18 protein-coding genes and 1 pseudogene are annotated in these 18,946 nt (G+C 61.7%); 8 read left to right on the top strand and 11 right to left on the bottom strand.

Going from position 1 to position 18,946, the window contains the following annotated elements; all coding sequences use genetic code 11:
- Window positions 1–20: 20 nt before the first annotated feature.
- Both J3P88_RS23225 and J3P88_RS23220 read right to left on the bottom strand, forming a co-directional pair.
- Complete coding sequence (locus tag J3P88_RS23225; RefSeq protein WP_434571839.1) at window positions 21–239, bottom strand: cysteine-rich CWC family protein; 219 nt, start codon at window positions 237–239, stop codon at window positions 21–23.
- A pseudogene (locus J3P88_RS23220) lies at window positions 232–831 on the bottom strand (GGDEF domain-containing protein); the annotation flags it as partial. The gene J3P88_RS23225 and the pseudogene J3P88_RS23220, both read right to left, overlap by 8 nt.
- Window positions 832–1,227: 396 nt before the next feature.
- Here J3P88_RS23220 and J3P88_RS23215 point away from each other — a divergent pair.
- Window positions 1,228–1,629: a hypothetical protein gene (locus J3P88_RS23215; protein ID WP_207965312.1), complete on the top strand. Its 402-nt coding sequence runs from the start codon at window positions 1,228–1,230 to the stop codon at window positions 1,627–1,629.
- A gap of 226 nt (window positions 1,630–1,855) precedes the next feature.
- Here the strand turns inward: J3P88_RS23215 and J3P88_RS23210 are convergent, their stop codons facing one another.
- A complete protein-coding gene (locus J3P88_RS23210) occupies window positions 1,856–2,968 on the bottom strand; it encodes an enoyl-CoA hydratase/isomerase family protein (RefSeq protein WP_434571838.1) in 1,113 nt (370 codons plus the stop codon).
- A 131-nt stretch (window positions 2,969–3,099) separates the two neighbouring features.
- On the opposite strand from J3P88_RS23210, the gene ung reads away from it, so the two are divergent.
- Window positions 3,100–3,792, top strand: a complete 693-nt coding sequence (gene ung, locus J3P88_RS23205; protein ID WP_186704538.1) for a uracil-DNA glycosylase — start codon at window positions 3,100–3,102, stop codon at window positions 3,790–3,792.
- 129 nt (window positions 3,793–3,921) lie between these two features.
- Here the strand turns inward: ung and J3P88_RS23200 are convergent, their stop codons facing one another.
- The 5 genes from J3P88_RS23200 to J3P88_RS23180 form a co-directional block, all read right to left on the bottom strand.
- Window positions 3,922–4,965, bottom strand: coding sequence for an AbrB family transcriptional regulator (locus J3P88_RS23200; RefSeq protein WP_434571835.1), 1,044 nt, complete (start codon window positions 4,963–4,965; stop codon window positions 3,922–3,924).
- Window positions 4,958–6,472, bottom strand: coding sequence for a tripartite tricarboxylate transporter permease (locus J3P88_RS23195; RefSeq protein ID WP_053120026.1), 1,515 nt, complete (start codon window positions 6,470–6,472; stop codon window positions 4,958–4,960). Before J3P88_RS23195 ends, J3P88_RS23200 begins: the two co-directional genes overlap by 8 nt.
- A 1-nt stretch (window position 6,473) precedes the next feature.
- Window positions 6,474–6,935 (bottom strand): tripartite tricarboxylate transporter TctB family protein, encoded by a 462-nt coding sequence (locus J3P88_RS23190; RefSeq protein WP_186704540.1) that lies wholly within the window; start codon window positions 6,933–6,935, stop codon window positions 6,474–6,476.
- A gap of 55 nt (window positions 6,936–6,990) precedes the next feature.
- Window positions 6,991–7,983, bottom strand: a complete 993-nt coding sequence (locus tag J3P88_RS23185) for a Bug family tripartite tricarboxylate transporter substrate binding protein (protein WP_186704541.1) — start codon at window positions 7,981–7,983, stop codon at window positions 6,991–6,993.
- A gap of 78 nt (window positions 7,984–8,061) precedes the next feature.
- A complete protein-coding gene (locus J3P88_RS23180) occupies window positions 8,062–9,354 on the bottom strand; it encodes an OprD family porin (RefSeq protein ID WP_434571832.1) in 1,293 nt (430 codons plus the stop codon).
- Window positions 9,355–9,588: 234 nt separating this feature from the next.
- Here J3P88_RS23180 and J3P88_RS23175 point away from each other — a divergent pair, with 234 nt between their 5' ends.
- Window positions 9,589–10,260 carry a response regulator gene (locus J3P88_RS23175; protein WP_003198779.1) on the top strand — a complete coding sequence of 224 codons (672 nt, stop codon included), beginning with the start codon at window positions 9,589–9,591 and terminating at the stop codon, window positions 10,258–10,260.
- Window positions 10,253–11,638 carry a sensor histidine kinase gene (locus tag J3P88_RS23170; protein WP_186704542.1) on the top strand — a complete coding sequence of 462 codons (1,386 nt, stop codon included), beginning with the start codon at window positions 10,253–10,255 and terminating at the stop codon, window positions 11,636–11,638. The genes J3P88_RS23175 and J3P88_RS23170 overlap by 8 nt, the downstream gene beginning before the upstream one ends.
- Before the next feature lie 1,323 nt (window positions 11,639–12,961).
- On the opposite strand, the gene J3P88_RS23165 is transcribed toward J3P88_RS23170, so the two are convergent.
- Together J3P88_RS23165 and J3P88_RS23160 are read right to left on the bottom strand one after the other, a co-directional pair.
- Window positions 12,962–13,783, bottom strand: coding sequence for an HDOD domain-containing protein (locus tag J3P88_RS23165; protein WP_186704543.1), 822 nt, complete (start codon window positions 13,781–13,783; stop codon window positions 12,962–12,964).
- Window positions 13,784–13,818: 35 nt separating this feature from the next.
- Complete coding sequence (locus J3P88_RS23160; RefSeq protein ID WP_434571829.1) at window positions 13,819–14,760, bottom strand: YgfZ/GcvT domain-containing protein; 942 nt, start codon at window positions 14,758–14,760, stop codon at window positions 13,819–13,821.
- 149 nt (window positions 14,761–14,909) lie between these two features.
- Between J3P88_RS23160 and J3P88_RS23155 the strand changes: the two genes are divergently transcribed.
- Window positions 14,910–15,164, top strand: coding sequence for a succinate dehydrogenase assembly factor 2 (locus J3P88_RS23155; RefSeq protein ID WP_003184348.1), 255 nt, complete (start codon window positions 14,910–14,912; stop codon window positions 15,162–15,164).
- Complete coding sequence (locus J3P88_RS23150; protein ID WP_434571827.1) at window positions 15,148–15,600, top strand: protein YgfX; 453 nt, start codon at window positions 15,148–15,150, stop codon at window positions 15,598–15,600. Before J3P88_RS23155 ends, J3P88_RS23150 begins: the two co-directional genes overlap by 17 nt.
- Here the strand turns inward: J3P88_RS23150 and nadB are convergent.
- Window positions 15,569–17,185: an L-aspartate oxidase gene (gene nadB / locus J3P88_RS23145; RefSeq protein WP_186704546.1), complete on the bottom strand. Its 1,617-nt coding sequence runs from the start codon at window positions 17,183–17,185 to the stop codon at window positions 15,569–15,571. The genes J3P88_RS23150 and nadB overlap by 32 nt on opposite strands.
- A 559-nt stretch (window positions 17,186–17,744) precedes the next feature.
- On the opposite strand from nadB, the gene rpoE reads away from it, so the two are divergent.
- The gene (gene rpoE, locus J3P88_RS23140) at window positions 17,745–18,326 is read left to right on the top strand and encodes an RNA polymerase sigma factor RpoE (RefSeq protein ID WP_003172477.1); all 582 of its coding nucleotides are present in this window, start codon (window positions 17,745–17,747) and stop codon (window positions 18,324–18,326) included.
- Between the two features lie 31 nt (window positions 18,327–18,357).
- The gene (locus J3P88_RS23135) at window positions 18,358–18,945 is read left to right on the top strand and encodes a sigma-E factor negative regulatory protein (protein ID WP_053120046.1); all 588 of its coding nucleotides are present in this window, start codon (window positions 18,358–18,360) and stop codon (window positions 18,943–18,945) included.
- Window position 18,946: the final 1 nt, after the last annotated feature.

Genomic DNA, 18,946 nt, shown 5'->3' with positions numbered 1-18,946 from the left:
GGCAGCAGAGGGCGGGCATCTTACGCGATTGGCCGGGGCTTGGCGCGCAACTGGATGTCGACCTGCGCGCAATGCGGGCACAGGCAGGACTGATCCCGCAGCTCGGCCGGCAATGCTTCGAGCACGGTCGGGTCGATGCTCACGCTGTAGCACCAGCAGGGCCGGTCGGCGGTTCGAGGGTCGGCCAGGGTGCAGTCGTTGGCGCCGCCGCAGGCCGGGCAAAGGTCGGGTTTATTCATAGCTGGAGTGAGGCATTTCCACGCAGGTTCGGTTGCACCCGGTTTTCCGGGCGCGTTGCAGCGCATGATCGGTCCGCGACAGCAGGCTGTGCAAGGTATCTTCGTCTTGTAGGGTGGTGAGGCCGAGGCTGACGGTAACCCGCAATTGCTTTCCACTGCAGAAATAGCGCTGCTTTTCGATGTGCTGACGAACTTTCTCTGCGATTTTCAGACCGGTCTGACCATCGGTGTCCTTGAGCAGGACGACGAAGGCGTCGGCGCTCCAACGACACACGATGTCCGAATGCCGCAGGCTCTCCGTCAGGTTGCGGGCGAAGCCGGTAAGCAGTTGATCGGTGGCGATATGACCGTGGGTGTTGTCCAGCTGCTTGAAGTCGTCCAGCTCCACCAGCAGCGCCGTCAAGGGTTTGGGTTCGCGCTGGGCTTCGTGCAGGGCTTGCACGGCCAGCAGGTCGAAGCCACGGCGGTTCGGCAATTCGGTCAGGCTGTCGAGGGTGGCCTGGGCGTCGATGCGCAGCTGATAGCTGTTGATCAACCGATAAAGGATGGCCAAGACCGCCGACGTCACGAGCACGCCGATCAGTAGATTCACGAGCACCGTCTTGAGGATGTGATCGCGTACCGAGGCATGGGCCGCGTAATAGCCCAGCAACGTAATGATCAGGAAACCAGAACCGAGCAGCGCCACCACGGCCAGGAGCGGCTTGCGCTGGGAATATAACGGCGAACGGAGCGACATGGCGATTCCCTTGGCGCAGACCCAATGAAATCAGTTTAGTGGCCTTGTGGGAAAAGACAGTCGGATTTGCCACGTTTGTGGGGGCATTCAAAATGGTGGCCGAAACTGGGCAAAGCGCTACATGTTTCAACTTATTGCACAAACGCACCAGATTCCGATTCTGCTGTCTGAGTAGGTGTCAGTCACACAACGTTGACTGCCGCCCATCAGCGTCGCTGATGTGGCCCATTCGCGGTCCAGGAGGCCGCCATGTATCGACGACTGCTGCTCATTGCGTTCCTTGGCCTGACTCTTTCGGCATGCGTGCCCTACTACGACGGAGACTCGAGCTACTACCGTTCCGAGGTCTACACCTCACCGGCACCGGTCTATTACAGCGGTGGCGGGAGTTACTATTCGGCACCGCGCGGCTATTACGCTCCGCGATACTACCAACCGGCGCCGCGCTATTACTCGGCACCGCGCTACTACCAACATGGCCCACGCCATTACTCGCCACCGCGAGCGGCGTACCGGCCTTATCCTCACCGGGGCGGCTGGGACGGTCGCGATCGGGGTGGCTGGAACGACGATCGTCGTGGCCGTGGCGGACGTGACCGTGGGCATGATCATCGGGGACGGGGTCATGATGGACGGGGCAATCATCGGTAATGGACTGGCAGCAAAAAGCGGCGCATGAAGCGCCGCTTTTTTGTGGCTGCAATAAACACCTGTCGAATAACTTTTGTTGGGATAACTTTTGTGGGAGCAAAGCTTGCTCGCGATGACATAGGCCCAGTCAGCTCTCTATGACTGACATACCGCTATCGCGAGCAAGCTTTGCTCCCACAGATGTCACATTCCACAATGTCACTTCCACAGAGCGTCATCCGCTGCTTTATTCGTTAGACAAATCCGCCAACGGATGCCTGCCTTCCCATGCCTTGTGAAAGTGCGCCTCGACCGCCGCTTCGGGCACATGGTTGATGTCCGGCCAGTGCCACCGCGGTTTGTGGTCCTTGTCGATCAAACGCGCCCGCACGCCTTCGCTGAACTCCGGATGACAGCAGCAGTTGAGGCTCAAGGTGTATTCCATCCGGAACACACCGGCCAAGGACAAATGCCGGGCCCGGGCAATTTGCTCCCAGACCAGATGTGCGGTCAGCGGCGAGCCTTCGCTCATGGTCTTGGCGGCCCGGGCGATCAGTGGATCAGGATGATCCACCAACAGGCTGAGGGCTTTCCAGGCGCAGCGCACATCGCTGACATCCAACCACTCATCGATTTTCGACCGCCGCGGCAGCCATTGGGCTTCGGGCAGTTGGGTGATGGCTTCCTGCTGCAAGGCCTTGAGCAAGCTGTTGAGCTGCATCTCCGTTTGCTCCTGCCAGTTGAGTTGCAGCAGGCCCTCGATCAGATCGTCCTGTTGTTCGTCCAGCAAAAAGCGGTCAGCCAGGCCCAGGTCGATGGCGTCCCGGGCGTTCATGTGGGCGCCGGTCAGGCCGAGAAACAGCCCGAGCTTGCCGGGCAGGCGCGACAAGAACCAACTGGCGCCGACATCCGGGTAGAGGCCAATGCTGATCTCGGGCATCGCCAGGCGGCTGCTGGGCGTGACGATGCGGGTACTGGCGCCTTGCAGCAATCCCATGCCGCCGCCCAGTACATAACCGTGGCCCCAGCACAGTAGGGGTTTGGGGTAGGTGTGCAGGTTGAAGTCCAAGCGGTATTCCGCTGCGAAGAATTGCGCCGCCAGCGGCGGTACTTCGCCGGGATGCGCGCGGCAGGCCTCCACCAGGCTGCGCACTTCGCCGCCGGCGCAGAAGGCCTTGGCGCCGTTGCCACGCAACAGCACACACACGACCTGCGGCTCTCGGGCCCAGGCATCGAGGCGATCACGCAAGGCGTTGATCATGGGCAGGGACAGGGCGTTCAGGGATTTTTCGGCATCCAGCGTGGCGATGCCGATACGGGCACCGTCGATGCCGGTGAGTTCTTCGAAGTGCAGATTCATCGGGACCTCGATCGGAAATTTGAATGTTCAGTATGACCGCTGCGTGGGAAAGTGCCGGTTCTGCGTCAGATCAATTGACAAGCCCTGTAGGCTTTCCTAGGGTGCGCCCACTGTTTTTACCGGATGCAACCATGACTGCTGACGACCGTATCAAACTCGAACCGAGCTGGAAGCAGGCCTTGCGTGCCGAGTTCGACCAGCCCTACATGGCGGAGTTGCGCGAGTTTTTGCGCAGTGAATACGCCGCCGGCAAGGAAATTTATCCACCGGCACCGTTGATCTTCAATGCCCTCAATTCCACGCCGCTGGACAAGGTCAAGGTGGTGATTCTCGGCCAGGATCCGTACCACGGTCCAGGCCAGGCCCATGGCTTGTGCTTCTCGGTGCAACCGGGCGTGCCGACGCCGCCGTCGCTGGTGAACATCTACAAGGAATTGAAGCGCGATTTGAACATCGACATCCCGAATCACGGTTACCTGCAAAGCTGGGCCGACCAGGGCGTGTTGCTGCTCAATACGACCCTCACCGTGGAGCGCGCCAATGCCAACGCCCATGCCAAGAAAGGTTGGCAACACTTTACCGACCGGGTCATCGAAGTGGTCAGCGAACACCAGCCGAACCTGGTGTTCCTGCTGTGGGGCGCCCATGCCCAGGGCAAGCAGAAGTTGATCGATGCGACCAAGCACTTGGTGTTGACCTCGGTCCACCCGTCACCGCTGTCGGCCCACCGAGGCTTCATCGGCTGCGGGCATTTCAGCCGGGCCAACAAGTTTCTCCAGCAGCATGGCGAGCAGCCGATCGAGTGGCGGTTGCCGCCGGTTTGATGAGCTAGTCGAGCGGGCCCCATCGCGAGCAGGCTCGCTCCCACATAGGTTTTGTGGTGGGACGCAAAATGTGTGCTCGCCGCAGGGCTCCTGTGGGAGCGAGCCTGCTCGCGATGAAGACAACTCGGTCTACAAATCCGACGCCGACCTGCTCGTCCAATACCTGAACAACGGCTCTGCCAGGAACAGCACGAACAACAACCGCATCACCTGCAACGCCGTTACCAATGGCACCGACAGTTGCAGCGTCTCCGCCGTCAGGCTCATTTCCGCGATGCCGCCGGGCATCATGCCCAACGTCAACGAGCGCAGATCCAGATGGGTCAAGGTGCTCAAGCCAAGGGCTGCCAGTGTGGCGATCAGCATCGTCAACACCGTGCCAACCAACGTGCGCCCCATGAATGACGGTGCCCGACGAAAGAACTGCCGGTTGAAATGACAACCCAACCCGCTGCCGATCAGCCACTGGCCAAGCTGGCTGGCGCCGTCGGGCAGGCCAATGTGCAGGTCCCAACCGACACTCACCGCCGCGCTCACCAGCAACGGCCCGAACAACCAGGGATTGGGTTGGCGCAAGCGCTCCCAGACCCAGGCGAGCAGGGCGCCCGCCGGGAACAGGATCGCCAGCCACAGCCAGTCCACCGTCGTGGCGTGTTGCATCGGCGTACCTTCACCCAACAGGTACTTGAAGGCCGCCGGCACACACAGCACCACCACCAGCACCCGCAGGCTCTGGCCCGCTGCAACGCGGCTGAGGTCCGCGCCGTTGCGGGCGCCGAGGTTGACCATTTCGCCGGAACCGCCCGGCATGCTCGAAAAGAACGCGGTAGCACGGTCCTCGCCGGTGCGACGCATCAGCCAGACACTCACCACGCTGGACACGCTGGTGATCAGCGCGCCGAAGAAGATCAGGCCGAAGTGGCTCAGGACTTGCTCCATCACCACCGGCGTAAAGTGCAGGCCGATACCGATGCCCACCACCCATTGGCCGCATTTGCGGCCGCCGGGGATTTCCATCAATTGCCACGGCGTGAGACAGCGCACCAGGATGATCGCCAACAACGAGCCGACCATCCAGGGCAGGGGCCAGCCGATCAGGCTGGCCAGGTAACCGCCGGCCAGACCGACCAGCGGTGTTCTCCACCATTGTCTGAAGGTTGTTGCCTCAGACATTGGCCAGGGCACGACGCTGGGCACTGCGACGACGCCAGATGCGCAGCAGCGGCAGGAACAACATGATCGCCGTCAGGATCCAGCAACCGAAGGTGATCGGGCTCGACCAGAGGATCTCCAGCGCACCGTTGGAAATCGACAGCGCACGGCGCAGGTTCTGCTCCATCAGCCCGCCGAGGATGAAGCCCAGCAAGACCGGCGACAGTGGGAAATCCAACTTGCGCAGGATGTAGCCGAAGATGCCGATGCCGATCATCAGGAACAGGTCGAATGTGGTGGCATGCACCGCGTAGACGCCGATCCCGGTGATGATCGCAATGACCGGTACCAGCGCCCAGTTCGGCACGGCCAGGATGCGGGTGAAGATGCGGATCATCGGGATGTTGAGGATCACCAGCATGATGTTGGCGACGAACAACGAGGCGATCAGGCCCCAGACGATGTCCGGCTGTTGCTGGAACAGCAGGGGACCGGGGGTGATGTTGTACAGCGACAGCGCGCCGATCATCACCGCCGTGGTGCCCGACCCAGGAACGCCGAGAGTCAGCATCGGCACCAGCGCACCGCAGGCTGCGCCGCCGATGGCGGTTTCCGGCGCCGCGAGGCCGCGCTTGTCGCCCTGGCCGAACGTGCCACTGGCACCGGCCATGCGTTTTTCAGTCATGTAGGCCACGGCGCTGGCCAGGGTCGCGCCCGCCCCAGGCAATACGCCCATGATGAAACCCAGCACGCCGCAGCGGATGTTCACCCAGAACACCGAGGCGGCCTCCTTGAGGTTGAACATCATCCGCCCGGTGGCTTCCACCGCTTCCTGGCCGCGGTGGGTTTTCTCCAACAGCAACAGGATTTCACTGATGGAGAACAAGCCCAACACCAGCACGACGAACTGAATACCGTCGGTCAGGTGGATGTTGTCACCGGTGAAGCGATAGACGCCGCTGTTGGCGTCGATCCCGACACTGGACAGGAACAGGCCGATCAGCGCCGCGATGAAAGTCTTGAGCGGTCGGTCGCCGGCCATGCCGCCGAGGCAGACAATGGCGAACACCATCAGGACGAAGTATTCCGCCGGCCCGAACGCAATCGCCCATTTGGCCAGCAGCGGTGCGAACAACACCATGCCGCAGGTAGCGATGAGCGCACCGATGAACGAGCTCCACGCCGACAGCGACAACGCCACCCCGGCCAGACCTTGGCGAGCCATCGGGTAGCCGTCGAGGGTGGTCATCACGGTGGAGGCTTCACCGGGGATGTTAAGCAGGATCGAGCTGATACGCCCGCCGTATTCGCACCCCAGGTACACCGCCGCCAGCAGGATCAGCGCCGACTCCGGCGGCAGCCCCAGTGCGAAGGCGATCGGGATCAGCAGCGCCACGCCGTTGATCGGGCCCAGGCCCGGCAGCAGGCCGACCACGGTGCCGATCAGGGTACCGCTCAATGCCGTGACGAGGTTGTAGGGGGTCAGTGCAACGCCAAAACCCTGGCCGAGATAATTCAGGGTATCCATATCAATTCTCCAGGACGTCGAGCAGGCCCAGGGGCAGCGGCACGTCCATCAGCTTGTCGAACAACAGATAAAGACCGATGGCCATCAGGCTGATGATCACCACGCTCGGTACCCAGCGACCGCCATACAGGCGCGCCATCGGCACACCGACCAAGATGCTGGCGACGATGAAGCCCAGGGGTTCGAAGGTCCCGGCGAAGACCAGCAGCAGCGCGACGCAGATGCCGATCTTCTGCAGGGTTTCACGGTCCAGTTGCGGGTCGTCCTCGCTGTGTACGACGGGCGTAGGGCGAAACAGCATGTACAGCAGCGCCAGGCCCATCAGTCCCAGGATCAATAATGGAAAGGCGCGCGGGCCGACCGGTTCGTAGGAAAAGGCGGCCTGATACGGCCAGGCCATCAGCGCCAGGCCGATACAGGCCAGCAGCAGCACCGCGGCAAAAATACGTTGGATGGTGAGCATGACTAACTCCTGGGCGGCGCCGGTTGTGCCGGCGCCGCCGCGAGAACAGGGAGGATTACTGGATCAGGCCGAACTCTTTGGCCAGCACCTTGTAATCAGCCACTTGCTTCTTCACGTAGGTGTCCAGTTCCGGACCGGTCATCGCAAACGGGAACAGCTCGCGCTGGTCGCGCAGCTTGGCGAATTCTTCGGAAGCCAGCAGCTTGTCGAAAGCGTCTTTCCACCAGGCGTAGTCTTCATCGCTGACCTTCGGCCCGAGGTAGAAGCCGCGAACCACCGGCCAGACGATGTTGTAGCCTTGTTCCACAGCGGTCGGAATGTCCTTCATTTCCGGCTCGTCGATGCGCTTCTCGGCAAACACGGCGAGCAGGCGCATGTCGCCGCTCTGGATGTGCGGCATGGAGTCGGAAATGTCCGTACTGCCGACCTGGATGTGCCCGCCAAGCAGTGCGGTGGCGATCTCGCCGCCGCCTTCGAGGGCCACGTAACGCAGGTCGCGAGGGTTGATGCCGGCGGCCTTGGCGATGAGGGCGGTCTGCATCCAGTCCTGGCTACCGACGGTGCCGCCGGAGCCGATCACCACCGAGCCCGGATCTTTCTTCAGGGCCTGTACCAGATCGTCGAGGGTCTTGTAGGGCGAATCGCTTTTCACGGCAATGGCGCCATAGCTGGTGCCCACGGCGGCCAGCCAGCGCACGGCACTTTCATCGAAACGACCGAACTTGCCTTGGGCCAGGTTCAGCAGTGAGCCGCTGGACCAGGCCACCAGCGTACCGGCGTCGGCCGGGCGCTGGGCGACCACTGCGTTGTAGGCCACCGCGCCGACACCGCCGGGCATGTAAGTGACGCGCATCGGTTTGGTCAGCAGCTTCTGGTTGACCAGCGCGCTTTGCGCCAGCTTGCACGTCAGGTCGAAACCGCCACCGGGGGAGGCCGGGGCGATACATTCCGGGCGCTTCGGTTCTTTGGATGGATCAGCGGCGAGCAATTGCCCGGCGAACATCAGGCATCCGGCTGCCAGGGCTACTTTACGCAGTGATAGGTTCATTGTTGTCTCCACAGGAGTTGTTGTTGTGTGTTGCCAAATTGGAGAGTGCCGGAGCCGCGCGGCCCCGGCGACCTTCGGTTACCAGAGCGCTACGCTGTAGCTGACCAGCAAGCGCATTTCATCGGCATCGCGAGCCGAATAGTTGGAACGGTAGGTCGCGTTGCGCAGGCGTACGGCAACGTCCTTGAACGTGCCGCTTTGCACGACGTACTTGATCTCGCTGTTGCGTTCCCATTCCTTGCCGCTGTCACCGTTGCGCAGCGAAATGTTGTCGCCACTTATGTAGCGGCTCATGAAGCTCAGCCCCGGGATCCCCAGCTTGCCGAAGTCATAGTCGTAGCGCGCCTGCCAGGAACGCTCGTCGGCTTCGGCAAAATCGTTGATCTGTACGAAGTTCACCAGGTACGGGTCGCTGCCATCAACATAAGGGAAGGCACTGTCACCGGACATGTGCTGGTAACCGGCGCTGAACTTGTGGCCGCTCAAAGCGTAGCTCACCAGGCCATTGAGGGATTTGTTGTCGATCTTGCCGCCGCGGGCCGCGCCCTGGTCGTCGCTGATCGCCAGGCGCAGGTCGGTGCCGAACGTACCGGGACCGATGGCATGGGAGGAGACCAGGCCGAAGAAGTGCTGGTTGTAGACTTCGCTGAGTTGGGCGAAGTGATAACGGCCGGTGATCTTGTCGGTGAACTTGTAGTCAAGGCCGCCGAAACTGAAATGCTCGCCGGCCACGCTGCCGGTGAAGCGGCCGTTCTTGTTGTTGAGGGCGATGTCCTCGTAGTTGGTGTCGTTGCGATCCTTGGCGTTGTTCAAGCGTCCGCCGGTGAAGGTCAGGTTCTTGATTTCGTTGGAGGTCAACATGCCGCCTTCGAAGGTTTGCGGCAGGATGCGCCCGTCGTTGGGCTTGAGGATGGGCAGCTCTGGAATCAAGCTGCCGATTTTCAGCTCGGTGGCGGAGATTTTTACCTTGCCGGTCAGCCCCAGCTTGGAATATTCATCAGCGGCGCGGCCGTCATCGTGGGTGGGCAACAGGCCGGTGCCGGTACGGTCCGGGCTGGAATCGAGCTTGACCCCAAGCATCCCCAATGCATCGATCCCAAAGCCTACGGTGCCCTCGGTGTAGCCCGATTGCAGGTTGAGCATGAACCCCTGGGCCCATTCGTCACGCTTGGATTGCTGCGCGCTGGTGCCGTCGCGAAAGTCGCGGTTGAAATACATGTTGCGGGTTTCGAAGGTTGCCGTACTGTCTTCGATGAAGGCAGCCTGGCTCATCGGCGAAAAGCCGGCGAGGGCGGCGGCACTGGCCAAGGCGGTCTTGTTGAAACGGGAAAGGCGAGCAGGCGCTGGGGCCTGGGGCTGCATGGACAGCATGGTGGTACTCCGCTTTATTGTTCTTATTTGGCGAAAACGCTTCGAGGCGTTTTTCGTTCGCGATGTGCGTCGCGGCGGACAGCCGAAACCGTCCGTGGGAGGACTCTAACGGCCCAACCTTTCGCTAACCTTTCAAAACCTTTCAGCGTGTTTTTTGGCTTCACAGTGGCGGATGCGGCTGTAAACTCCGCGCCAAAGAATGGCGTCGGCCATCCCTGAATCGAGGAATAACCCATGCGTGTCCTGCTCGTCGAAGACCATCTGCAGCTCGCCGAAAGCGTTGCCCAGGCGCTCAAGAGCACCGGTTTGACCGTGGATGTGTTGCATGATGGCGTCGCGGCCGACCTGGCCTTGAGCAGTGAGGAATACGCCGTGGCGGTCCTTGATGTCGGGCTGCCGCGCATGGACGGTTTCGAGGTGCTGGCGCGTCTGCGGGCCCGTGGCAAGACGTTGCCGGTGCTGATGCTGACTGCCCGCAGCGACGTCAAGGACCGCGTCCATGGCCTCAACCTGGGGGCCGACGATTACCTGGCCAAGCCATTCGAGCTCACCGAACTGGAGGCCCGGGTCAAGGCCCTGCTGCGCCGCAGCGTACTGGGCGGAGAACGCCAGCAGCGCTGCGGCGGGCTGGTCTACGACCTGGACACCCGCCGTTTTACCCTCGACGACGAACTACTGACCCTGACCTCCCGCGAGCAAGCCGTGCTGGAAGCGTTGATTGCCCGTCCGGGGCGTGTGATGAGCAAGGAGCAACTGGCGGCCCAGGTGTTCGGACTGGACGAAGAGGCCAGCCCCGACGCCATCGAAATCTACGTCCACCGCCTGCGCAAGAAACTCGACGGCCATGCGGTGGCGATCGTGACGTTCCGCGGCTTGGGCTATCTGCTGGAAAATCGCAATGCATAAACCCGACAGCCTGCGCTGGCGGTTGCTTCGCAACCTGGCCTTGCTGCTGGTGGTGCTGATGCTCGCCAGCGGTTTGAGCGCCTACTGGAACGGTCGCGAAGCGGCGGACACCGCCTATGACCGGACCCTGCTGGCCTCGGCCCGGACCATCGCTGCTGGCCTGTCCCAGCGCGACGGCAGCCTCAGCGCGGATGTGCCCTACGTGGCCCTGGACACTTTTGCCTACGACAGTGCCGGACGCATTTATTACCAGGTCAACGACATCGACAAGAAGTTGATTTCCGGCTACGAAAACCTTCCCGGCCCGCCGCCCGGAACGCCCCGCACGGACGACTACCCAGCCCTGGCGCGTTTTTACAACGCTCAATACCAGGGGCAGAACGTGCGCGTGGTGAGTCTGCTCAAGGCCGTGAGCGAGCCGAACATGAACGGCATGGCGGAAATTCGCGTGGCCGAGACTGAAGAGGCGCGGGTCAGCATGGCCCGCAGCCTGATGGCAGACACGCTGTTGCGCCTGGGCATGCTGGCCGTGGGCGCGCTGCTGTTGGTGTGGTTCGCCGTCAGCGCGGCGCTGCGCCCGCTGGAGCGTTTGCGCACGGCAGTGGAGGAGCGTCAGCCGGACGATCTGCGGCCGTTGCCGCTGGTGGAGGTGCAGCACGAGTTATGGCCGCTGGTGCGGGCCCTCAACCATTTCACCGAGCGCCTGCGCGGGCAGTTCGAACGTCAGGCGCAGTTCATCGCCGATGCCGCCCACGAACTGCGCACGCCCTTGGCCGCGCTCAAGGCGCGCCTGGAGCTGGGCTTGCGCGCCAGCGAGCCGGTGACCTGGCGGGAAACCCTGGAAACCGCGGCCCAGGGGACCGATCGATTGACCCACCTGGCCAACCAGTTGCTGTCCCTGGCGCGGGTGGAAAATGGCGCCCGGGCCATTGCCGAAGGCGGTGCGCAGTTGCTCGATCTGAGCCAGTTGGCCCGTGAGCTGGGCATGGCCATGGCCCCGCTGGCCCATGCCCGAGGCGTGGCGCTGGCCCTGGAAGCCGACGAACCGGTATGGCTGCGGGGCGAGCCGACCTTGTTGAACGAGCTGTTGAGCAATCTGGTGGACAACGCCCTCGCCCACACGCCGTCGGGCGGCAACGTAATCCTGCGGGTGTCAGCGCCGGCGGTGCTGGAAGTCGAGGACGATGGCCCCGGCATTCCGTTGCATGAGCGGGATCGGGTATTCGAGCGGTTCTATCGACGTAACCAGCAAGTGGCCGGCTCGGGCCTCGGGTTGGCGATCGTCGGCGAAATCTGCCGCGCGCATCTGGCGCAGATCACCTTGCACGACGGGCAGGAGCGTGGGTTGAAGGTGCGGGTGAGTTTTGTCCCGGGATAAACCTGGCGATGCAAAACCCTGTGGCGAGGGAGCTTGCTCCCGCTGGGTTGCGAAGCAGCCCTAAGCTTTTGCGGCCGCTACGCGACCGAGCGGGAGCAAGCTCCCTCGCCACAAAAGCGCTCCTGACCACAAAAGAGAGGCATGGCCAGAGAGGTCTTCATGGTTTCAGATGTTCCTAGTAGAACATCGACCGCGCTTCTTCGATATCCGCGCATCTGGCGCAGATCACCTTGCACGACGGGCAGGAGCGTGGGTTGAAGGTGCGGGTGAGTTTTGTCCCGGGATAAACCTGGCGATGCAAAACCCTGTGGCGAGGGAGCTTGCTCCCGCTGGGTTGCGAAGCAGCCCTAAGCTTTTGCGGCCGCTACGCGACCGAGCGGGAGCAAGCTCCCTCGCCACAAAAGCGTTCCTGACCACAAAAGAGAGGCATGGCCAGAGAGGTCTTCATGGTTTCAGATGTTCCTAGTAGAACATCGACCGCGCTTCTTCGATATCCGCGCATCTGGCGCAGATCACCTTGCACGACGGGCAGGAGCGTGGGTTGAAGGTGCGGGTGAGTTTTGTCCCGGGATAAACCTGGCGATGCAAAACCCTGTGGCGAGGGAGCTTGCTCCCGCTGGGTTGCGAAGCAGCCCTAAGCTTTTGCGGCCGCTACGCGACCGAGCGGGAGCAAGCTCCCTCGCCACAAAAGCGCTCCTGACCACAAAAGAGAGGCATGGCCAGAGAGGTCTTCATGGTTTCAGATGTTCCTAGTAGAGCATCGACCGCGCTTCTTCGATATCCGCGCATCTGGCGCAGATCACCTTGCACGACGGGCAGGAGCGTGGGTTGAAGGTGCGGGTGAGTTTTGTCCCGGGATAAACCTGGCGATGCAAAACCCTGTGGCGAGGGAGCTTGCTCCCGCAGGGTTGCGAAGCAGCCCTGAGCTTTTGCGGCCGCTACGCGACCGAGCGGGAGCAAGCTCCCTCGCCACAAAAGCGTTCCTGACCACAAAAGAGAGGCATGGCCAGAGAGGTCTTCATGGTTTCAGATGTTCCTAGTAGAACATCGACCGCGCTTCTTCGATATCCGCGCATCTGGCGCAGATCACCTTGCACGACGGGCAGGAGCGTGGGTTGAAGGTGCGGGTGAGTTTTGTCCCGGGATAAACCTGGCGATGCAAAACCCTGTGGCGAGGGAGCTTGCTCCCGCTGGGTTGCGAAGCAGCCCTAAGCTTTTGCGGCCGCTACGCGACCGAGCGGGAGCAAGCTCCCTCGCCACAAAAGCGTTCCTGACCACAAAAGAGAGGCATGGCCAGAGAGGTCTTCATGGTTTCAGATGTTCCTAGTAGAACATAGACCGCGCTTCTTCGATATCCGCGCAGCGGGCCTTGTTTTCCGGGTCGATGCCCAGTTTCTTGAAGGCCGGGACGCCGAACACGTCGATCCTGGACAGCGGGTGGTCGGTGTCCTTGTAGCAGTACAGCGCAGCGACCTGCACCAGATCGACATAATCGATTTGCTTGGAGTCCCGGCTGAAATCCAGGTACAGGCCTGGCAGCTTCACCAACCGCTCCGGAAATTCCCAGACACTGAGCAACTTGTCCCCCAACACCGGGTGAATCGTCTCGATGACGTGGTTGAGGCTGACCGGGTCCGACAGCAATTCATTATTGTCTTGTGCATACGTGAGGATCGGTAGCACGCCGATTTGATGCACCAGCCCGCCCAATGCGGCCTGGTCGGGCTTGAGTTGGGTGTAGCCGCGACACAGCGCATAGCTGACGCCGGCGATCTCCAGGCTCTTGCGCCAGACTTCGCGCATCTTCAGTTCCACCACCTCGGAGCGGGCATGGAAAATCTGCTCCATGACCAGGCCGATGGCCAGGTTGCTGCTGTAGTTGACGCCCAATCGAGTGATGGCCGTGTGCAGGTCAGTGACTTCCTGGGTGGCGCGCAACAGCGGGCTGTTGACCACTTTTATCAGGCGTGCCGAGAGGGCCGTATCGCGGCCGATCACTTTGCTCAGGTTGCTGACGCTGATTTCCGGGTCTTCGGCGGCCCGGCGAATCTGCATGGCCACTTCCGGTAATGTTGGCAGAACCAGGTCGTCGTTATCGATGGCCTGTACCAAATCCCGTTGGACCTTATCCGCCAAATCGCTCATTTAGGTTCTCTAGAGTACTGCGGCAAATACTGCGATCAGCGCTGGATTTCGCGGTCGCGGTCCAGTTCGTAAGGCAGGTCCAACAATTGAAGGTTCGGGCCTTCCAAGGCACCGAGGTGCACATTGTCATCTTCTGCTGCTTCGGCCTGCAAAACCGCCAGCAGTTCAATGTTTCCCTCTCCGCGGGCGGCAATCACCACTTCGCCGATGGAACTGCCATGCGTGGGGGAGAACAGCGCCGTGCCGGGTTCCGGCAGTTCGCTGGCGTCCAGCTGCAGGCGATACAGGCGGCGCTTGAGCTTGCCCAGGTATTGCATGCGGGCAACGATTTCCTGGCCGGTGTAGCAGCCTTTCTTGAAACTGACGCCGCCGACGGCTTGAAGGTTGAGCATCTGTGGGATGAACAATTCGCGGGTGGCCGGCATGACCTGGCCGATCCCGGCGCGAATCTGACCCAGCAGCCACGGGTTCAGGTCCGCCTCGGCCAGGTCGGCGCCCAGGCGGGTGCGCAATGTTTGGGCCTGGTCGGCGGGCGCCCACAATTCGGCGCGGCCGGGGGAAACACGGATGGCGATCAAGGCTTCATGGCGCGCCACGCTGTCGGTGTCGCTCGGCAGTTCCAGGCCCAGGCCGGCCAGGGTCGTGTCGGCGTTTTCCAGGCCGAAGCGAACCCAGGCGGCGCTTTCGTCGGTGAGCTTGGATTTGGAGAACACGGCATATTTTTTCAGATCCGCCAGTTGCGGTTCGAGCAGTTCGGTGGCCATGGCCATCAACACGCCGTCGCCTTCGAGCAGGATGCGGAAACTCGATTGCATCCGGCCTTTCTGGGTGCAGCGGGCACCGAGGCTGGCCCGGCTGACGCTCAGGTAGTCGAGGTTGCAGGTCAATTGGCCTTGCAGGAATTTGCTGGCATCCACGCCGCGGACAGCGAGGACGCCTTCGTGGGACAGGGTGCAGAAAAAAGCGAAATCAGCCATGGGTCATCGCAGGGTAAAAAGTCTGGTAGACATCATAAGGGGACGCCCTTGAAATGGGTAGTTCACAAAGGATCGATGGCGCCCGACCAAAGCTGTCTGTTCCGCTGCGGTGGGGCCTGTATACTTGCGCTCTATTTGAGGAGCGCTCCATGGTCGAAGACGTTGAACTGAATCGCCTCTACTGGCACAGCCGCCGCGGCATGCTTGAGCTGGACGTGTTGCTGGTGCCGTTCGTGAAAGAGGTTTATCCCCATCTCAATGAAGTGGACCGTGCGTGCTACGTCCGCTTGCTCGAATGCGAGGATCAGGACATGTTCGGCTGGTTCATGGAACGCAGCGAATCCGAAGACCCTGAGTTGCAGCGCATGGTCCGGATGATCCTGGACCGTGTCCAGCCCAAGTAATCGCTTCGAATGCCGCTGGCAGGCCTCCGGGCAGTTGCTGGCGGCCTATCTGCTTGCCCAGGCGTTCGCCCTGGGTTCGTTGTTCCTGTTGTCCGTGCCGTCCTGGTGCGCAGCGCTTGGCGTCGTAGTGTGCCTGGCTCATGGCGCCTGGGTGATCCCTCGACATCTATTGCTGACCCAGCGCCGGGCTTTTTGCGGGTTGCGTCGTAACGCCACTGGCTGGCAGCTGTGGAACCGGGCCGACGGCTGGCGGGCTGTGCAATTGCGCCCCGACAGCCTGGCGCTGCCAATGATCATCGTGCTGCGCTTTCGCCTGCAGGGGGAGCGGCGGGTTCGCTCGCTGTGCGTGCCCCGCGACGCGCTGGCGCCGGATGTCCATCGGCGCCTGCGGGTGCAGCTCAGGTTCAGTCGGCGTAGGTGGGCGGCACCAGGATAGTGTCCAGCGCCTCGGGCAGCAGGTTCGGGTAGTCGAGGGTGTAATGCAGCCCCCGGCTTTCCTTGCGCTCCATGGCCGAGCGAATCATCAGTTCGGCCACCTGGGCCAGGTTGCGCAACTCGATCAGGTCGCGGCTGACTTTGTAGTTGCTGTAGAACTCGTCGATCTCATCCAGCAGCAAGCGCACCCGGTGCTGTGCCCGTTGCAGGCGCTTGTTGGTGCGCACGATGCCGACGTAGTCCCACATGAAGCGCCGCAGCTCGTCCCAGTTGTGAGCGATGATCACGTCTTCGTCAGAGTCGGTGACCTGGCTGGCGTCCCACGAGGGCAGGGCGGCCGGAATGGCGATCTGCGGCAACTGCTCGAGGATGTCCGCTGCCGCCGAGCGGGCGTAGACGAAACATTCCAGCAGCGAGTTGCTGGCCATGCGGTTGGCGCCGTGCAGGCCGGTGAAGCTGGTTTCGCCAATGGCGTAGAGGCCCGGCACGTCGGTGCGGCCGCGTTGATCGACCATCACGCCACCGCAGGTGTAATGTGCCGCTGGCACCACCGGGATCGGTTGCTTGGTGATGTCGATGGAGAATTCCAGGCAGCGCTCGTACACCGTCGGGAAGTGGCTCTTGATGAACGCTTCGGGCTTGTGGCTGATGTCCAGGTAGACGCAATCGATACCCAGGCGCTTCATTTCATGGTCGATGGCCCGGGCGACGATGTCCCGTGGTGCCAGTTCGGCGCGCGGGTCGAAGCGTTGCATGAAGCGTTCGCCGTTGGGGAGTTTCAAATGAGCCCCTTCGCCACGCAGGGCCTCGGTCACCAGGAAGCTCTTGGCCTGTGGGTGGTAGAGGCAGGTGGGGTGAAACTGGTTGAACTCCAGGTTCGCCACCCGGCAACCCGAGCGCCAGGCCATGGCGATGCCGTCGCCGCAGGCGCCGTCGGGGTTGCTGGTATAAAGGTAGACTTTCGCCGCACCCCCGGACGCCAGGATGACGAAGCGCGCGCCGTAGGTGTCGACTTCGCCGGTGCCGCGATTGAGCACGTAGGCGCCGAGGCAGCGATCACCGTCCAGGCCCAGGCGTTTTTCGGTGATCAGGTCGACCGCGACGCGCTGTTCCAGCAATTCGATGTTCGGCCGTTGTCGCGCCTGGGCGAGCAGGGTCTTGAAGATCGCCGCGCCCGTGGCGTCGGCTGCGTGAATGATGCGCCGATGGCTGTGGCCGCCTTCGCGGGTCAGGTGAAACTCGAAACCGCCGTCTTCGGTGCCCGATTGTTCGTCACGGGTAAACGGCACGCCTTGGTCGATCAGCCACTGGATGGCTTCCCGGCTGTGCTCGACCGTGAAGCGCACCGCTTGCGGATCGCAAAGGCCGCCGCCAGCGTTGAGGGTGTCGTCGACGTGGGATTCAATGGTGTCGGTATCGTCCAGCACGGCGGCGACGCCGCCCTGGGCCCAGAAGGTCGAACCGTTGGCCAGGTCGCCCTTGCTCAGGACGGCGATGCGCAAGTGCGCAGGCAAGGTCAGGGCCAGGCTCAATCCGGCGGCACCGCTGCCGATTACCAGAACATCATGTTGGAACTGTTGGCTCATTCGAATGGTTTCCGCTCAAGGCGACCCGGGTCGGGGTTGGCGCCAGACACCGCTTCAACGGGTCGGGCAGCCACGCAGCCCACTAGTATATAGAGGGGGGGATCGGCACAATAGCCGGGCATTCATGGCAATGTGAAACCAGTGTGACAGAAAAGCGGCACGCTTCGTCGGACCAGCCGGTTGGCTCTGAGTCGACAAAGGCGTCTGTTTCGAAGACAGAACGCTGTTTATCACGTCATGGTCGTCCATTATTCTATTTGCGACGCTGGAAATAGCGGGAACTTTTGCCAGGCGCCTACGTTCAATAGACGGTTGTCTGCAAAAGGGAGCAGCGTCGGGTTGATGCAGGATTTCGATTGGAATCCCTGCCAATAGGCCCGGCGACAGATTATTCGCGCAGCCGGGGAATCTCCTGCTGCGTTTTTCGTGCGTGCCGAGATCAGAGCGCGTCGGAAACTTGCTTGGAAGGGGGAGAACTTTTGCGAAAAGCCCGAGTCTATGTTTGCAAGCCCGGTCAATTAGTAATGCAAGCCTCCTTCGAGCTTATCGAGGAGTGTTCATGCTAACCCAGGAAGAGGATCAGCAGCTGGTCGAGCGCGTCCAACGCGGCGACAAGCGAGCTTTCGATCTGCTAGTGCTGAAATACCAGCACAAAATTCTCGGGTTGATCGTGCGTTTCGTGCACGACACCCATGAAGCGCAGGATGTCGCTCAGGAAGCCTTCATCAAGGCCTACCGCGCACTTGGTAATTTTCGCGGGGACAGCGCGTTTTACACGTGGCTTTACCGCATCGCCATCAACACGGCGAAAAACTATCTGGTTTCACGCGGCCGCCGGCCGCCGGATAGCGATGTAAGTTCTGAAGATGCCGAGTTCTACGATGGCGATCATGGCCTCAAGGATCTCGAATCACCGGAACGTGCGTTGCTGCGGGATGAGATCGAAGGCACCGTCCATCGAACCATCCAGCAACTGCCTGAAGATTTGCGTACGGCTTTAACTTTACGTGAGTTCGACGGTCTGAGTTACGAAGACATTGCGAGCGTCATGCAATGTCCTGTGGGCACCGTGCGCTCCCGGATTTTCCGCGCTCGGGAGGCCATTGATAAAGCCCTGCAACCGTTGTTGCAGGAAAACTAGAGACAGCGGCGACAGCCAAGAGAGGAACGCCATGAGTCGTGAAGCCCTGCAGGAATCGCTGTCCGCAGTTATGGACAACGAAGCGGACGAACTTGAATTACGTCGGGTATTGAATGCCTTCGACGATGTTGAAACACGTGAGACCTGGGCTCGTTACCAGATCGCCCGGGCTGTGATGCACAAGGACTTGTTGCTTCCTCGCCTGGACATCGCTGCCGCCGTTTCTGCTGCATTGGCTGACGAAGCCGTACCGGCAAAAGCATCTCGCGGACCATGGCGCAGCCTGGGTCGCCTGGCGGTAGCCGCGTCGGTCACCGTCGCTGTACTGGCGGGTGTACGCCTGTATAACCAGGATGAGATTGCCGGCGTGCAGATGGCGCAGCAGTCCAACCAGCCTGGCTTGGCCGCTCCACAGGTCAAGGGCCCAGCGGTATTGGCCGGTTACAGCGAAGGTTCGGAAACCGCAGGCCCAATGGCCAACGGTGTTCTGCAAGGCCAGCCTGGCTGGCATGATCAGCGCCTGCCCAACTACCTGCGTCAGCATGCCCAGCAAGCTGCCCTGAAAGGTACCGAAAGCGCGCTGCCTTACGCCCGTGCCGCCAGCCTGGAAAACCGTTAAT

This window comes from Pseudomonas sp. Z3-6, from assembly GCF_051131985.1.
Lineage (GTDB): Bacteria > Pseudomonadota > Gammaproteobacteria > Pseudomonadales > Pseudomonadaceae > Aquipseudomonas > Aquipseudomonas zanjanensis.
Note: the sequence above shows the minus strand (reverse complement) of the source record. Positions and strands in the feature narration are given on the sequence as shown.

Bases quoted from the DNA above. Each gene is read 5' to 3' on its own strand.
- J3P88_RS23225 (WP_434571839.1), bottom strand. From the start codon at position 239: ATGAATAAACCCGACCTTTGCCCGGCCTGCGGCGGCGCCAACGACTGC.
- J3P88_RS23215 (WP_207965312.1), top strand. From the start codon at position 1,228: ATGTATCGACGACTGCTGCTCATTGCGTTCCTTGGCCTGACTCTTTCG.
- J3P88_RS23210 (WP_434571838.1), bottom strand. From the start codon at position 2,968: ATGAATCTGCACTTCGAAGAACTCACCGGCATCGACGGTGCCCGTATC.
- ung (WP_186704538.1), top strand. From the start codon at position 3,100: ATGACTGCTGACGACCGTATCAAACTCGAACCGAGCTGGAAGCAGGCC.
- J3P88_RS23200 (WP_434571835.1), bottom strand. From the start codon at position 4,965: ATGTCTGAGGCAACAACCTTCAGACAATGGTGGAGAACACCGCTGGTC.
- J3P88_RS23195 (WP_053120026.1), bottom strand. From the start codon at position 6,472: ATGGATACCCTGAATTATCTCGGCCAGGGTTTTGGCGTTGCACTGACC.
- J3P88_RS23190 (WP_186704540.1), bottom strand. From the start codon at position 6,935: ATGCTCACCATCCAACGTATTTTTGCCGCGGTGCTGCTGCTGGCCTGT.
- J3P88_RS23185 (WP_186704541.1), bottom strand. From the start codon at position 7,983: ATGAACCTATCACTGCGTAAAGTAGCCCTGGCAGCCGGATGCCTGATG.
- J3P88_RS23180 (WP_434571832.1), bottom strand. From the start codon at position 9,354: ATGCTGTCCATGCAGCCCCAGGCCCCAGCGCCTGCTCGCCTTTCCCGT.
- J3P88_RS23175 (WP_003198779.1), top strand. From the start codon at position 9,589: ATGCGTGTCCTGCTCGTCGAAGACCATCTGCAGCTCGCCGAAAGCGTT.
- J3P88_RS23170 (WP_186704542.1), top strand. From the start codon at position 10,253: ATGCATAAACCCGACAGCCTGCGCTGGCGGTTGCTTCGCAACCTGGCC.
- J3P88_RS23165 (WP_186704543.1), bottom strand. From the start codon at position 13,783: ATGAGCGATTTGGCGGATAAGGTCCAACGGGATTTGGTACAGGCCATC.
- J3P88_RS23160 (WP_434571829.1), bottom strand. From the start codon at position 14,760: ATGGCTGATTTCGCTTTTTTCTGCACCCTGTCCCACGAAGGCGTCCTC.
- J3P88_RS23155 (WP_003184348.1), top strand. From the start codon at position 14,910: ATGGTCGAAGACGTTGAACTGAATCGCCTCTACTGGCACAGCCGCCGC.
- nadB (WP_186704546.1), bottom strand. From the start codon at position 17,185: ATGAGCCAACAGTTCCAACATGATGTTCTGGTAATCGGCAGCGGTGCC.
- rpoE (WP_003172477.1), top strand. From the start codon at position 17,745: ATGCTAACCCAGGAAGAGGATCAGCAGCTGGTCGAGCGCGTCCAACGC.
- J3P88_RS23135 (WP_053120046.1), top strand. From the start codon at position 18,358: ATGAGTCGTGAAGCCCTGCAGGAATCGCTGTCCGCAGTTATGGACAAC.